At 56.8% G+C, this 15168-nt stretch carries 10 protein-coding genes and 1 tRNA gene; 6 read left to right on the forward strand and 5 right to left on the reverse strand.

Annotation, left to right across the window (positions count from 1 at the left end):
• Positions 1-19: 19 nt before the first annotated feature.
• Both AB1L30_RS06520 and AB1L30_RS06525 read right to left on the reverse strand, forming a co-directional pair.
• The gene (locus tag AB1L30_RS06520; protein ID WP_367012626.1) at positions 20-2434 is read right to left on the reverse strand and encodes a protein kinase; all 2415 of its coding nucleotides are present in this window, start codon (positions 2432-2434) and stop codon (positions 20-22) included.
• Between the two features lie 222 nt (positions 2435-2656).
• On the reverse strand, positions 2657-3700 hold the full coding sequence (locus tag AB1L30_RS06525) for an aldose epimerase family protein (RefSeq protein ID WP_367012627.1): 1044 nt from the start codon (positions 3698-3700) through the stop codon (positions 2657-2659).
• Positions 3701-4079: 379 nt separating this feature from the next.
• Here AB1L30_RS06525 and AB1L30_RS06530 point away from each other — a divergent pair, with 379 nt between their 5' ends.
• The 5 genes from AB1L30_RS06530 (at position 4080) to AB1L30_RS06550 (ending at position 9042) form a co-directional block, all read left to right on the forward strand.
• Positions 4080-4634, forward strand: a complete 555-nt coding sequence (locus AB1L30_RS06530; protein ID WP_367012628.1) for a sigma-70 family RNA polymerase sigma factor — start codon at positions 4080-4082, stop codon at positions 4632-4634.
• A 22-nt stretch (positions 4635-4656) separates the two neighbouring features.
• Positions 4657-5376, forward strand: coding sequence for a hypothetical protein (locus AB1L30_RS06535; protein WP_367012629.1), 720 nt, complete (start codon positions 4657-4659; stop codon positions 5374-5376).
• Positions 5377-5467: 91 nt separating this feature from the next.
• Entirely contained in the window at positions 5468-6493 is a 1026-nt protein-coding gene (locus tag AB1L30_RS06540) for a PDZ domain-containing protein (protein WP_367012630.1), read from the forward strand.
• A gap of 353 nt (positions 6494-6846) precedes the next feature.
• The gene (locus AB1L30_RS06545; RefSeq protein WP_367012631.1) at positions 6847-8775 is read left to right on the forward strand and encodes a sigma-54-dependent Fis family transcriptional regulator; all 1929 of its coding nucleotides are present in this window, start codon (positions 6847-6849) and stop codon (positions 8773-8775) included.
• Between the two features lie 194 nt (positions 8776-8969).
• A tRNA-Lys gene (locus AB1L30_RS06550) sits at positions 8970-9042 on the forward strand.
• Positions 9043-9148: 106 nt separating this feature from the next.
• Here the strand turns inward: AB1L30_RS06550 and AB1L30_RS06555 are convergent.
• Positions 9149-10096: a hypothetical protein gene (locus tag AB1L30_RS06555; protein WP_367012632.1), complete on the reverse strand. Its 948-nt coding sequence runs from the start codon at positions 10094-10096 to the stop codon at positions 9149-9151.
• A 226-nt stretch (positions 10097-10322) separates the two neighbouring features.
• On the opposite strand from AB1L30_RS06555, the gene AB1L30_RS06560 reads away from it, so the two are divergent.
• Positions 10323-10499, forward strand: coding sequence for a hypothetical protein (locus AB1L30_RS06560; protein ID WP_367012633.1), 177 nt, complete (start codon positions 10323-10325; stop codon positions 10497-10499).
• A gap of 27 nt (positions 10500-10526) precedes the next feature.
• On the opposite strand, the gene AB1L30_RS06565 is transcribed toward AB1L30_RS06560, so the two are convergent.
• A complete protein-coding gene (locus AB1L30_RS06565; RefSeq protein WP_367012634.1) occupies positions 10527-10754 on the reverse strand; it encodes a hypothetical protein in 228 nt (75 codons plus the stop codon).
• A gap of 192 nt (positions 10755-10946) precedes the next feature.
• Positions 10947-15047 (reverse strand): WD40 repeat domain-containing protein, encoded by a 4101-nt coding sequence (locus AB1L30_RS06570; protein WP_367012635.1) that lies wholly within the window; start codon positions 15045-15047, stop codon positions 10947-10949.
• Between the last annotated feature and the right edge of the window lie 121 nt (positions 15048-15168).

The following is a 15168-nucleotide window of genomic DNA, read 5'->3' on the forward strand; positions in this document are numbered from 1 at the left end:
GCGCCTGTCAGAAACTGGTTTAGTTCTGATCGACCAGTTGCATCAGATCATTGGTGGGAATGTGCTGTTCCCACCAATCCTTGGCATCTTGCTGCGACCAAGGATATTCCGCCATGATTGCTTCGACGGCCTGCAGAACTTCGTCGGCCGACTGAGGGCGATCGTTGGGATCTTTCGCCAGGCAGCGAGAGATCAAATCTTGCAGGGCATCTGGAATGACCCGGTCCGAGGCTTCGTGAATCGTGGGGATCGGTTTCGTGACGATCTGCACCAGTACTTCGACGGCGTTGTTCGAGTGGAAGATCGTTTGCCCGGTGAGCATGAAGTAGGCAGTCGCACCGAGGGCATAGATGTCGACGCGAGGGTCGGCCTGGGTCGGGTTTTTGACCCGTTCCGGCGGAATGTACATCGGCGTGCCGCTGATCTCGGTGGTGGTGGTTACGGCGGTCGCGTTCGGATCGGCAGTCAGGTTTTTCACCAGGCCGAAGTCGAGCACCTTGGCAACGTCGAACTCGCCACCGACGCGGCAGAGCATGATGTTCAATGGCTTGATGTCGCGATGGATCAGGCCATTGGTGTGGGCTTCGCGAAGCGAGGCGGCCACTTGCCGCATGACTGAAAGCACCCGGGCCACCGACTGCCAACCATATTGCCGGACCAGCACCTCGATCGTGATTCCATCGAGGTACTCCATCGCGTAGTAAAACACGTTGTCTGGCGTCTTGCCGTAGTCGTAGATCTCGACCGTGTTGGGGTGCTTCAAACGGCTGGAAAGCTGTACCTCGCGTTCAAAACGCTTGAGCAGCGCCGAATCGGTTTGCTCGGGACGCATCAGCTTGATGGCGGTCGGACGCTTGAGCATCTGGTGTCGGGCGAGGTAGACCTGCCCCATGCCCCCTTCGCCTACTTTTCGGAGTAGTTGATAGGCACCGATCACGACGTTCTCGCCCACGTTTCGCCGCATGTGCACCAGCGAAGTCGCCGCGTAATACGCGAGCCCTGCGAAGCCTGCGATCAAAAACAGCAGTCCGATCTGGGCGATCGAAATGTAGGTGAACGGTCGATACGCTTCCTGGGCTTCCGTTTCGTACGTGACGCCAAAGTTGTAGTCGTCGAGCCATTGCCAGGCACCAACGACATCGTGCCCGCGATAGCCATCGTAAGGATCAAGCATGATCCCCGCGTTGATTCCTGCTTCATGCGAATTGAGGGCACTGGTAATCAACCGCGTGAAGCGTGGATGAGGCGAGCTTGGCGGAGCATTCGCCGCGTAAGGAGGTCGCAGGACCAAATTGGCTCGGGTCGGTTCGCCTTTCGGCAACATCCCTTTCTGCCAGAGATCGGCGGTGAATCGACTTTCGGTCAGCATCTTGCCGTCGGCGTTAAATGCGTACGCTTCGCCTGTCTTGCCGGTGCGAGCTGTGGTCAGCGAATGGGTGAAGTTGCCGATCGAATAGTAGCCGAAGCAAATCACCGCAGCCGGGACACGATTCTCGTCATAGATCGGAGCATAAACCCACGCATAGGCCAGATTGGGCAGGCCGGCAGGAAGCGAGATCTCGTCGTCGGTGCGAGTCGGAGGAATGAAGCCTGGCTTGTTCGCAAACAGGTCGGCCACGATCTGCAGACGACGCGTCCCACGAAGCTTCTGATTGATCGTTTCTGGGATCGAAGACGCGATGATCGTCCCCGTCGTATCGGCGACGATATAGACCGCTTCATCCTTCAGTACGGCGGGCTGTGGTACTTCGTCCGTGGCGCCGATTGGCGTGACGGGATCGTGCTCGGCGACGAAGTCCGTGATCTCGCGCTTGGTGTGCGAGAAGTTGGGAAAACGCTTGGCGAAGAAATCGAGCTCTTCCTGAACGTCGACCGTCGAATAGTCATCTTCGCGAGCGCGTTTCTTGCGGAGCATACTCAAGATCGCTACTTGAACGTCTTTATCGCGTGCGGCGACCGCTGCGCTCTCTTTGCGGGTTTCGATCCACATGGTCAACGCTTGCACGTCGGCCCCCAGCAATGCGTTGAATTCCTGTTCACGGATCTCGCACAGTTCGGTCCAGACAACGTAACGCGAACCAATTCCCAGCAGCACGATGAGCGTGACGAACGAGACGATCGCAATCGTCCGGTAGGCCCGCGAAGCCCAGACGCGAACCAGAACGCTGGTGCCCGGCAAAAGGCGGCTATTGCCTTGCTTGGGATGAACGGAGTGCTGCGAAGGAGTGGCGCCGCCAGCGCCGTTGGAGGTGATCTCGAGGCTTTGGGGGACCGGGGTCTTGGCTGGCCCACCGACGAGCAACTCTTCGACACGCTGGCGCAAGATCACGTCGGTGCCACAGGTATCGTCCAGGAAATCTTGACGAGCCTGCCCGCTCCGTCGACGTGCCTCGGCGGTAATCTTCTGAACGAGCTCTCGATCAGTCTTCGACATGCTTCCAGAATACGATTCTAAGCGAAGTGGGATTCGTCCATCATCGTAATGGGAACCGATCCGATTGGTGAGGCTTTCGGGGGAAAAAAGAGGGCTCGAACCAAGAAATACGAGTTGATTTTGGGGATGGTTTGCTGACGATGGGACCGTTCCACAAAAAAAGGCGGCATCCTATCAGGATGCCGCCTTTGTGCTGATCAATGTCTGTTTCGACAACTGTCGTTACTTCTCGACCGAGAACTTGTGAACCGTCACTTCGTGGAACGTTTCGCCTGGCTTCAGCGTGGCCGAAGGGAAGCTTGGCTGGTTCGGGGTGTCGGGGAAGTGTTGGGTTTCCAGACAGAAGGCTTCGTGCTGGTTCAGGCCGCCATTGGCGTCGCTGCCATCCAGGAAGTTACCGCTGTAGAACTGAATGCCTGGCTGCGTCGTCCAGACTTCCATCACGCGCCCCGAGGTCGGTTCTTTGACGGTCGCGGCCAACGCCAGCTTGTCGGTCTGATCGCTCAAAACAAAGCAGTGGTCGAAGCCAACCGGATCGCCACCGGTCTTCTGGATGTCTTTGCCAATCGCCTTGAACGAGGTGAAGTCCATCGGCGTTCCTTTGACCGTAGCCAGGTCGCCCGTTGGAATCAGGTTCTCGTCAACCGGCAGATACTTGTCAGCTTCCAGCTTCAGAAGGTGATCGTAGTTCTTACCACTCTTGGCGCCCGCCAGGTTCCAATAGTTGTGGTTGGTCAGGTTCAAGACGGTGGTGGCGTCGGTGGTCGCGGTGTAGTCCATGACCAACTCGTTATCTGGCGTCAGCGTGTACTTCACGGTGACCTTCAGGTTGCCAGGGTAGCCTTCTTCGCCATCTTTACTGGTGTAGTCGAACTGAACGCCGACGGCGTCTTCGGTTTCGATTTTCTTGGCAGCCCAGACCACCTTATCGAAACCCTTTAAGCCGCCATGGAGCGTGTTCGGGCCGTTGTTGGTCGCCAGGGTGTACTCTTTGCCGTCCAGCGAGAACTTACCCTTGGCGATGCGGTTGGCGTAACGACCGACCGTGGCACCAAAGTAAGGAGGACCGGCGAGGTAGCCTTCCAGGTTATCGAAACCGACGTTGATATTGGCCGACTTGCCATCCTTATCAGGGGCCGAGAGGCTGGTCATGACGGCGCCGTAGTTGATCAGCTCCATCACGAGGCCGTTGCCGTTATCAACGGTGTATTTTGCGATCACGGTTCCGTCCGGCAGTTGGCCGAACTCGCTCGCGGTCACGTTCATGGGGGTGTCCTTTCCTTTAGCTGCAGGCTCAGCGGCCGAAAGGCCGGTTGCCGTCATTACGATTGCCGCAAGGCTCAATGCGACAGAGGTTAAGCAGCGTGTCATCATCGGAACTCCAGACATTTGGGGCTAGTAGAGAGACGGCGTGAAACACCGTCCAGGGAATAGCTAGGGTGACGTGCATTGAGAACTATTATCCGACTCCGTTTTTCAGAAGTCTAGCGATTAACGGTATTTACGGTTCAAACCATAGGGGAATTTCCTGCGTAGTAGAGTTGTTTGAGAATGATTGCACCAGCACCTGAGATATTTTGCGAAAATTTCCGGAAAACGGCAGCAAGGTTTTCGCCTGGCCGGTAACTAACCCAGCGAGAAAAGGATGACACCCACCGAGATTGCAGGAGTCGACGTGAAGCCAGAGCCAGCAGCATTGCTCCAGCAGCATGACCGCTGGCTGAGGACTGCGCTGATCGCTCGACTTCGCAACTCGGTGGAAGTCGATGATGTGATGCAGGAAACGGTTACCGCGGCGCTGGTGAATTGGCAGCAGATTAGGGACCCTGGCGCTGCGGGACCGTGGCTCTACAAAATCGCCATTCGACAGGCATTGTTGTATCGCCGTAAGCAAGGACGGATTCGCAAGTTACACGAAGACGCCCAGGAGCACGCGCCCCCTCGGGGCGACTCCGGGCGCAACCCACTCGACTGGCTTCTCGCCGAGGAACGCGACCAGATGGTGCGTGACGCCCTGAGCGAACTTCCTCGCCGCGATGCCGAGATCTTGTTGTTGAAATACACCGAGCAGTGGAGCTATCGCGAAATCAGCGAGCATATCGGGATTAGTACCAGCGCAGTCGAAGCCCGACTCCACCGAGCCCGACAACGAATGCGCGAACGACTGATGGCCCGGGAAGTGATCTCCACGGGCACCTAGTTCAAAAACGAATTTTGAAACCATGAACGATTTACCCAATTCGATCGACGACCGCATGCTCGACCGCCTGGTCGATGGCGAACTCTCTCCGGACGAGTATCGCCAGGTGCTCGTTGCTTTGGAGCAAGCTCCGGATGGTTGGCGACGTTGTGCCCACGCGTTTCTCGAATCTCAAGCGTTGGGACAGACTCTGCCGCTGGTGATGCAGCCCGCCTTGACGACCTCCCAGAGTGAGGCGGCACCGACGGTAGAGGCGTCGCCGCCGCCATCGAGCTCTTTTTCCTTCCATCGCATGGAAACCATCGCCGCCGTCGCGGCCTCGGTGGCCATTGCGTTTGGCTTGGGCTGGTACATCTCGGACCTCGGGGGAAACACTCCAGGGGTTGTGACACCAGGACCAGGCCCTAGCACGATGGCGAATGTGGTCAATCCACCAATGCCCGCCGATATTCCGCGGCATGAGGTGAAGAAGCCGCAGTTCGTTTATGTGAATCAATGGGACGGTCAGGGTGGCAGTGGCATGCCCATTCCGATCGACCCGACCCGCAAGTTCAATCCCGAGCAAAACTGGGATCCGACTTGGGGGATGTCGCCTGCCGAGGTTCAAAAATTCCAGGACGCCGGCCATCGCTTGAAGACCGAGAATCGTTTCATTCCGGTTTCGATGGACGATGGTCAGCAAGTGGTTGTCCCTGTGCAGGACGTGATGATTTATGACCAGCCGGCCTTGCCGTACCACTAAGGCCGTGATCGATTTGCCCCGCGGTTCCAGCATTAAATTCGTTGCCCAGTTCCAGACAAATCAAACCCTCACAGTAGAAAAGGAGTGAACCATGAAGGTCCAGTTTTGGTTAGCACCAACTCTGTTCGCGATGGGAGTCATCGCGTCCCCCATGCTTAGCCAGGCTCGCGCGGACGATGCCCCTCAAGCTGAAGCTGAAGTACAAGTGGAAGTAGAAGTCGAACAGGCCGAAGCTGAGGCGCCAGCCGCAAAGCAGTATTGGCTGGGTGTGCAGTTGGCACCGACTCCCGAGATTCTCAAAACCCATGTCGAACGATTGAAAGATGGTGCCGCCATGGTCGCTGGCGTGGCACCTGGCAGCCCGGCCGAAAAGGCTGGCCTGAAAGCGGGCGATCATATCTTGAAGGTGAACGACACCGGCGTGACCTCTCCTAACCAGGTCGTCGACATCGTCAGAACGAGCAAGGAAGAAGCGTTGTCGCTGCGAGTGCTTCGCGGTACCGAAATCGAATCGCTGACCGTTAAACTGGAAGAAGCTCCGGCCGATATGCTCTCGAAGCAGGTCCCGATTCCTCAGCCAGAAGTAATCGGTATCGCCCCAGGCGAAATGGGTGAGCCGAACGCTCGCTTCCGTTTCTTCGGACCTGGTCAGATCGTTCCTCCGCAAGTTCGCGTGAAGGTCCTGGGCCAGCCACTACCGCAGAACACCACCATTCGCGTCGAGCGTAAGAACGACGAGCCCGCCAAGTTGCACATCGAACGGGATGGCAAGACGTGGGATATCACCGACAAAGAAATTGACAAGCTGCCAGAAGACCTGCAAGAGTTTGCTCGAAACTACCTGGAAGGTGGCGCTGGCATGATTGTGATCGGCGAGCAAAGTGTACCATTCCTGCAAATGCAAGAACGCATGCGTGCCTTGGTTCCAGGAGAGCAGCCGCATCAGATCATCGAAGGCTCGGCCGTGGGGACTGCGGAAATCGACAAATTCCACAAACAACTCCAGCGAGACATGGAAGAAATGCGAGAGATGATGAAGCAGATGCATGAGCGCATGGACCAAATGAAGAAGGCTGTTCCTGTCCCGCCTCAGCCTGAAGAGCCCGGCGAAGCGTAACGCCGAACGATAGACCTCGAAAGTTCCTGGCCCCAACTCTACGCCAGGAAACAATTTGGGCCGCTAGTCTTTGATCGGAGACGGGCGGCTTTTTTGTTCTTGAATCTGACTGCCTGATACGATCGGATTAACTGCCACTGGGTAGATAAAATGCCTGTTTTTCCGGTCTGTTTTGTGCAATTGAAAGAACAAAGTGCTGGCGAGCCACGAACATCTTTTTGTCTCTTCTTTTCCAACACCTCGTTATGTCGCTACCTTGAAGGAACGTGGTCGACCCTAATAATTGACTCGCAGCCGCTATTGCCCCACGGAAGTCGATCCAATGGTTGCCCGTTCCAGCAAGTACCCATCGCATGACCCGATCCGACCACGATCCATTTCAACTGCTGGGAGCAGCGATTCAAGAGAATCCGCGTCTGGCCACCATGCTGACGCAGATCTGGCGGCAACTCGATACGGCCGACCAGCTCTTGCAGTTGTTCACCGGAATCTGTAGAGCGCTGGCCGAATCGTTTCCCAAGTCAGCCGCTCAAGTCTTGCAGCAACAATCGTCAGGCGACTGGAAGCCGGTCGCGACGGCCGGAAACCCAGGCAAGGTGCGCTCGCAGCAAATCGATCAATGGCTGCAAGCAGAGATCTCGACCGGAAGCCCTGCGGCCGTTTCGCTGCCAATGGATAACGAGCCGCAACGTTTGCTGATCCTCGAAGGTGTCGAATCGCTTCCTTCTCAATCGCTGCACGCCATTGCCCAGGTCGCCCGGTTCGCGGTCAATCGGTTCATTGAAAACCAGAACAAGAACGATCGAGCCCAGCGCCTTAAAGCGATGCTGAACATGGTGCAGCGCTGGCATCATACCGACGACCTGGTCTCGCTGCTGAATGAGATGGCTCAGTGCTCGACCGAGTTCTTCAGTGCCGAGCGTGCCAGTATCTTCCTGTGGGATAAAGCGAAGCATCAGTTGATTGGCCGGCCAGCCCTGGGGGTGGAAGATGGCAAGCTGGTTGTGCCAGACGACAAAGGTGTCGTCGGGGCGGTCGTGCAAAGTGGCGAGCCGCGCCGCGTCGACGATATGCTGGGGCACGAAGTCAATCGCGAGATCGACAAGCAGTTAGAGTTTCATACCCGCAGCCTGCTGTGCGTACCGCTGAAAGATCGCAAAGGAAAAGTGTTCGGCGCGTTCGAGCTGATCAACAAGAAGGAGGGCAACTTCACCACCAAGGATGAACAAGGCCTCGCGGAAGTCGCGGTTCACGCGGCGGCGGTTCTGGAAAGTTCGCAGCAGATCGCCGAACTGACCGAGAGTCGCGACCGGATCGCTCAGGCCCAAGCTGCCGAGATCCAGCTGATTGGCGAATCGCTCGCCATGCTCGAGCTTCGCCGCAACATCGATCGCATCGCAGCAACCAGGTTGCCGGTGCTGGTCCTGGGAGAGAACGGTACCGGTAAGGAAGTGGTCAGCCGACTGATCCATTATCAAAGCGATCGTCGCGGCCAGCCTTTGGTCGCGGTCAACTGCGCGGCGCTGCCAGACACGCTCCTCGAAAGCGAACTGTTCGGTCACGAGAAAGGGGCTTTCACCGGGGCCCATGAAACGAAGGCCGGCAAGTTCGAACTCGCCTCCGGTGGGACGTTATTCCTCGACGAGATCGGCGACATGAGTCTCACCGGTCAGGCCAAGCTGCTGCGAGTTCTCGAAAACCATGTCGTGACGCGGCTGGGCGGACAGGGCGATATCGAGATCGACGTTCGCGTCGTCGCAGCGACCAACCAGGATCTGCCGCAACTCGTGAAAGAGAACAAGTTCCGGCAAGATCTGTTCTATCGCTTGGATGTCGTCTCGGTGACGTTGCCTCCGCTGCGCGATCGTGGGAACGATATTCTGATCCTGGCCGAGAAGTTCCTCGACCTGTTTTCACGCAAGGCCCGGCGACCGCTCCCGCAGCTTTCGACCGACGCCAAGTCGCGGCTGCTGGGGCATGCCTGGCCGGGCAACATCCGCGAGCTTCGTAACACGATGGAACGCATCGCGTTTCTGTGCGATCGCGACGTCATCACGGCCGACCTGATCCCGCTCGAGACGATGACCGGCCCCCATGTCAATCAGGTACCAGCCCAACTCGACCTGGCGACCGCGACTGAGCACTTCCAGGCCGACTTCATTAGCTATCACATGGAGCGGACCGGAGGGAACATGGCCCAAGCCGCCAAAAACATGGGCGTGCATCGCTCGAACTTGCACCGGAAGATGAAGCAGCTAGGGCTTTTAGACGAAAAAGAGTAGGCGGATTGCCCCCAGATTTCAAGGAATTCGCCCACCAGCCCAGGCCCGCCACGAATTTCTTCAAGCGTCCCCTTCACCCCAGCCGAGAAAAGCGGTAAAGTATGCGTTTCGTAACCAGAGTCCGTGAAGGACTAGGCGAAATCAGAGGCCCAGCCCGAACCATTTCGGTCTCCTAAGCCTCCTAAAACCAGATCGCTCCCTTAGCTCAATTGGCAGAGCAACTGACTCTTAATCAGTAGGTTGTTGGTTCGATTCCAACAGGGAGCACTTTCTAAACCCTGTGAGTGTTTGCACTTACGGGGTTTTCTTTTGCGCTGAAAGTCGGTGAGCTTCGCGGATTATCACCGGATTTGTCACTTCTGACAATATGGTCTTACTCTTCCATGGGGGTTCGCCGCTCGTGTGCGGATTGCAGTACGCTGACTACGTCATGGTCGAGATATTGCAGCTTTGAACGCATCTCATGCCAGTCAGCGTTGAGGGATAGGTTCTCAATTACAGCCAACCATTCAACCGCTGGCTGAGTATTGGGAAACACGGTTGCAAATGCCTTATCGAAATGAGTGGCTTTTGACCTAACTTTGTCTTGAAGAGATTCCAATCGACCTCGTAGATCGTCGATCCTGGGTTGCTCGTATTCATTCTTCCCTACAAGTTCGAGCGGAATACGTTTCTCGACAGACTGAATCGCCACACTTATTTCATGGCAGCTGTCTAGAATGTAGGTCAAGTTTTGCCATTCCTTAAGCTTACTAGCTATTTCCTCAAGTATCCCCTCGCTTGATTTTGGGTCGAGTACATTCAGAATCAGCATCTGTCTCAGCCGTCCGATGAATTTCTGATGCACCCTTCGCTCGCCTTTATCTATGGAATTCTCCCAACCATCTATTGCCGTTAGGAGTGTAGCCTGTAGATGGATCTTGGCTTGTTTGGCGAGCTCCAATTGTGATTGTTCTTGAGCGTCGGCAGATTTTCTGAGTTCCCATTGGGTAATAATCAACTCCTTTCGCTGTTCCGCAAGTTCTTGCTTTTGAAGCCAAATAGCCGCGATGACTCCGACCAGTGCCAACGATGAGATAAGCGAGTTGATGAAACCAAAACTGTCTCCAAATTCACCAGCCTTATCTAGCCCTAGTGTTAGTTCCCACGGCCATTCTTCAAATTGAAGAAACCACGGTACGAAACCAAAGCACCAAACAAGCAGGACTAAAGTCAGTCCCATCCAAATCGGCTTGAGTGAAACTTCCGGCATTGAGCCAAGAATTTCTTTTAGTTCAGGATCGAGATCGCGAGTCCTCACCGGTTTAGATTTGTCTGACATGGCATAACATCGACTATTTGCAACGTTGATAAGTCTCACTCATATGACGACCAATTTAGCCTCAATTCAAAGCTACGCAAACTTCGATGCTTCTTTTGGTGTTGACCCGCAACACTGCCAAAGCAATTCCGCCGTTCGTTCAGCATCCTGTCCAACGTAAAACTTCAGCGTCGTCTCAATCGACTCATGCCGCATGAGCTCCCGCAGCTGCTGAGGGAGCAGCCTTTTGGACCATCGTTCCCCGAATGCCCGGCGTAAGTCGTGGACGCTGGCGAATTTCTCTTTTTCGGTCCGTCGGTCGACGTTGACCACGATCTTCGACTTTTGGCCGATCTCGCTGATGACCTTCAAGGCCCAGTCTGCCCTTGGACGCTTGCCCGGCGAGACTCAGGGACAATTCTGAGCGTCTTTGGCAGTTTCTCGGTCAATCTCACGGCATCGTCGGGTAATAGCCGGCAGGGTAGGGCTGGGTGTCGACGGCGGCGGACATTTGTTCCAGGGCGGCGATGCGTTGTTCGAGGGAGTCGACCCGGGCTTGGGTTTCGGGGTGCTCGCCGTTGCAGGTTTTGCTGCCGAAGCTAAGGCTCAAGCAGCCAGGGTTGGCAAGTAAAGTCAGGCTAGTAATCAGCAAGCATGGCAGCAGTCGTGGGGCACGCATGGAGAGAAACTTTCTTCCCGAGGTGAAGCGAAGGCCAGACAAGTCAAAGCCTGGCGATCGTCGCAAACCCCCAAAAGTGGGTCAATTCCAACTGCCCCAATTCGGCCTGATCGACAAGTCGCCCCCGGACAGGCTTCGGTAAGCCGAGCAGTGCCAGCATGCCGCAGCTTTCACCTGGGCCGGCCAGGCCAACTACTCCTTCGTTGCCCATTTCATCGCGCGGTCGAAGGACTTGGAGCCGGTGGGCCATTCGTGGTCGTCGGGGACGAAGCCGTGGGTTTCGATGATTTCGGCGAGGGTCTGGCCTGCTTCTTCTCGGTTGCCGGCTTGGGCGAGTTGCATGCCGAGGCGGACGATCGTGCGGCGGGGGTAGTCTTTCGCGATCTCGATCAGGCCGCTCAGGATGCGGTCGCGCGAGAAGTTCAGCTCTTGGAACATGGCAGGCCAGCCTTCCGACTCGGCCAGGTAGAAGGCAATCTGGAAGTAGAGGGCCTCCCCTTGCGGTCCCTCGATGCGGTCGGCGATCGACGTGGCATAGGCTTCGGCTTCCTCGTCGGTGCCGCCATTTTTCGGCAGGTGGGTCATGGCGGCCTCGGCGTAGACGCGAGCATACGAAGGAGCTTTGTCAGCGGCTCGGTCGAGCACGAACTTCATTTGCGAACGCGTCCAGTTCAAGTCGCGGCCGAGGCGGACTGCCGCGGCGAAGGCTTCCGGCGGAGCGTCGTCGCGTTGAATGAGCGGCGTGAGAATCTCTTTGCACTCTTCCATCTGATCGCGATACTCACTCAGCACATTGCCAGGCGTCGACGCGTCGGGCTTGTCGCCGCGGGCCTTACGGGCAAGGTCGTATTTCAACTCGAACAACGCGAGACGGATCAGCTTGGAGTCAGGGCGAACGGCCAGGTAATCGCGGAGCTTCTTTTCGTACTCTTCCGCTTCGCCAGATCGCACCGAGACTAAATTCAATCGGAGGATGAGCGACGAATAGAGGTTGTCGGCAATTGCATCGAGGGCGGGCGTGTTCTCTCGTTCCCACCGCTGGCTGAGGAGCTCTAGCGTGTTGTAGCGTCCTTCCTGCATCAGCTTGACCAGTTCCAGGGCCAGCAGGTACTCGCGCGAAAGCGGATTCCCTTCCAGGTTCCAGGTCGTCACATTCCCTTCGGCGTCGAAGTTCAGGAACATGCCGGCATCGGGGGCGAGGCGGATTCCTTCGACCGTTTCGATCTCGGCAGGCAGCTTCACCGGGCCTTCGTGGCGGCTTCCTTCCCAGTCGCGAATGTCGATGCAGCGATCGGTCAGAAACCAGAACTGCCGCCCGTTTGTAGCGAACTTGCAGCGGCGAATGTCCTGGAGCATTCGCTGCGAATAGGCTTCGTACTGGGCGTTCTTCGGGTTGGTGACCTGCAGCTTCACGAGGTTGTTGCCATTGAGCACGGCGAAGCGGTAGCGCCCCGAAGCGATCTGCATGGAGGTGTTGGTGTGGATGGTCGCCTTTTGACCGGCGAGCCCTTTCTCTTGCGGGACCAGCACCGAGACTTCGACCCGGTCGGCGAAGCGTCGGCCTTCCAGGTAATGACCATGGTTGTCGATGCTGCCGGAGATTGGTTCGAGCATCGGCTCGTTCTTCGGATTCAGCAGGCGAATATCGACATGCTTCTTGTCGCCGTCGCGAATGGTGTGCAGGCCATTCGCGGCATCGATCGCGTAGAAATGTTTTCCGTTGGTCGACATGCCAACGTCATGGATCGGGGCTGGCAGCCCGGCAACTTGATAAGTCGCTTCGCCCGTGTCGAGGTCGTACTGCTCGACCCCACCTTGTTCGGTCCCGATCACCAGCAGCTTGCCATCGTGCGAGATCGCCACGGCACCTTTGCCAGGAGCCTTGTCGGCAGTGAGCTCGAAGATCGATTTGCCGGAGGCGATGTCCCAGACACGCAGGTCGCCACTCTCGTCGAGGGTGACCGCACGCGTGGCGTCGGCGGAGATCTCCATCTTCCAGGGACGCTGCTTGCCGACCGAGAACGAACTTCCTTTCTGAAAGCTGGCGCGATCGGAAGCTCGGACCAGGGCATCCAGTTCTTCAACCTTGGCCAGTTCCCATTCGGTCGGAGCGAGTTCCTCGGCCGGAACCGATGGAGCTTTCACTTCCAGACGAGCCAATTGATAGGGGCGATCAAGCGCCCAGGTCATCATCTTCTCGAACTCAGGCATGCCTCCGTTGAGAACGTCAGGAACTGGCACGCCGCCCACCGATTCAAAGCGTTCGGCCAACTGCTTTCCCATTGACTTATCTTCGAGTTCATGGGCGAGCTGGATCGCCATCGAGAGATGCATGTTTTGCCTTGTCGAGTCTCGCAGAGCCATCTTGGCATAGCCTTGCATCACTCGTTCTTTCGAGAAGCCGAGGCTCTCGAAGGTGCCATACCAGCCGTTGTAGTTGCGGATGCCCCGTGCGATGTGGGCGTAAAGAATGTCTCCTTCATCGCCCCCGACGGCATCGGCGACTTCCTGGGCCAGGTCAGAAGAAGCCTCCTGTGAGCCGCCCCAACGAGGCATCAAGCCGATCGCCGCTTCGGCATAAATACGAGGATAGGTCGGGGCGTTCTTTCGTGCCTCGGTCATCAGGTAGGTTGTTTCCTCCGGCGTCCATTGGCTCACTTTGGCCAGCTCCATTGCCTGGGCGTAAGCTTCGGGGCAAGGGGGCGATTTTCGCTGAAACAGCGGCATCAGCATGTTCTCAGCTTGTTCGAGGTTGAGCTGGAAGAACTTCGATTCCTGTTCGTCGACTTCGCTGGCAAAGCCTCGGCCTCGACAGTCCCAAGCCATCTTGATCGCGTCCATTGTCAGCACAACGCGAAAGAACTCGCAGCTTGGGTGCTCGGCCAGGAACTTCTTGTAGGTGGCAAACTGCGTTTTCTGTTCCCAATGGTTGGTGTGATAGCTCCGGACAAAGTCGGTCAGAAAGTAATAGAGGGTCTGTTGTTCTTTGTCGTACAGATCGAAGTCTTCCGCTGCCCAGCGCTGGGCCAGCAGTTCGATCGCTTCAAAACGATGCTCTTCCAATAATCCTTGCAGGTTATTCAGCATGGCCGCATGCAGCCGAGCCTGGTTGTCGTGCAGTTGCCAAAGGTCGACCTCACCTTCGCTGGTGATGAAAAGCAGCAAGTCATCATCAGGGGCGGTCAGGACGTGGGCGACTTCGTAATCGATTTTCGGATAGCGAACCAGATCGAACAGCGGCATGTAGTTGGCTGTGCGAACCTCGACACCGCTGGCGGTTGCTGTCCAGGCCGTTTGATCTTGCGAGTCGAATCGAATGTTGAGCGGTGGTGAAAAGAACTTGTCTTGCTTGTGGGTGTACTTGAGTGATTCCGGGTCTTTATAGAACTCGAACAGGCCGCGATCGTCGGCGAGCCACAGCTGCCGATCATTCGCGGCAGTAGCGGCGACCGGGAAGGGTGGCCCTCGAAGAGTCGCGGTCGAATAGCCAGCCTTCGTGGAAAATACGACGCCTGCCTTGCTGGCCATGGCCGTGGCATAGTTGCCGCTATTGCTTACGGAAATGTCGACGGCCGGGCGAAGGTCAGGAAACTTCTCGCTACTTTGAACCTTGCCAGGGGCTAGGGCTTCGGCGATGTAGGCCTGACCTTTGATGTCGGCCGCTGCAATACGATTGCCGTTGGTCGAGAACGCCACGGCACCGATCGGAAATTGAAGCTGGTCGTGGGTGAACTTCAGTTGGCCAGTCTTAGCATCGAGCAGCAACACATTGGTCGAGCCATCGCCGAAAAGAATCTGCGAGCCATCGGCCGAGATCGCGATGGCGGCCTGGGCCGAGGGATTGTTCAGCTTGTATTCGGCAAGTCGCTTGCCATCGGGAAGGCTCCAGGTCGTCAGCCGACGATCGGAATCGTACGTTAGAAGCGTCGTGCCATCGAGTGACACGTCGGCCGCAACGATCGGCTTGTCGCCCAACGAGAACTTGCCTTGATGGACAAACTTCGGCTGCAAGTCGCTTGTGCGCAGCAATTCGATTTCGTCGACCAGTTGCTCATCCGACTTGCCGACAGTAATCGGGTTCCAGAAGGGACGCTTGGCGGCCTCGTCTTCGAAGAACCGCTGCGTAGGGCGAAAGGTCTGCAAGCGGAACTCGCTCACCGCGGGGTACTCGCGTGTGAAGCGTTCAGGCTTGGTGGCCGCCTCTTGAGCTTGGATAGAAATGCTGCTGGTTAAAAGAAACAACCAGCCGAGAGCGAGCCAGCGAGTCAATCGCGGGAGCGTAGACGCGGTCATCGAATGCGTACCGTAGCGAATGGAGGATGAAGTCGACGAGGGGAGGCCAAGGCAAAGTCAGCAGGAAAGCCAGGCCCCGAGATGGGCTAGGAGAAACCTAGTCTACCATCGATTCGATCTC

The sequence above is a fragment of the Bremerella sp. JC817 genome (assembly GCF_040718835.1).
Classification (GTDB): Bacteria; Planctomycetota; Planctomycetia; order Pirellulales; family Pirellulaceae; genus Bremerella.

Coding starts and splice junctions, on each gene's coding strand:
- AB1L30_RS06555 (WP_367012632.1), bottom strand. CDS start 10,096: ATGTCAGACAAATCTAAACCGGTGAGGACTCGCGATCTCGATCCTGAA.
- AB1L30_RS06545 (WP_367012631.1), top strand. CDS start 6,847: ATGACCCGATCCGACCACGATCCATTTCAACTGCTGGGAGCAGCGATT.
- AB1L30_RS06520 (WP_367012626.1), bottom strand. CDS start 2,434: ATGTCGAAGACTGATCGAGAGCTCGTTCAGAAGATTACCGCCGAGGCA.
- AB1L30_RS06565 (WP_367012634.1), bottom strand. CDS start 10,754: ATGCGTGCCCCACGACTGCTGCCATGCTTGCTGATTACTAGCCTGACT.
- AB1L30_RS06530 (WP_367012628.1), top strand. CDS start 4,080: ATGACACCCACCGAGATTGCAGGAGTCGACGTGAAGCCAGAGCCAGCA.
- AB1L30_RS06540 (WP_367012630.1), top strand. CDS start 5,468: ATGAAGGTCCAGTTTTGGTTAGCACCAACTCTGTTCGCGATGGGAGTC.
- AB1L30_RS06535 (WP_367012629.1), top strand. CDS start 4,657: ATGAACGATTTACCCAATTCGATCGACGACCGCATGCTCGACCGCCTG.
- AB1L30_RS06570 (WP_367012635.1), bottom strand. CDS start 15,047: ATGACCGCGTCTACGCTCCCGCGATTGACTCGCTGGCTCGCTCTCGGC.
- AB1L30_RS06525 (WP_367012627.1), bottom strand. CDS start 3,700: ATGAACGTGACCGCGAGCGAGTTCGGCCAACTGCCGGACGGAACCGTG.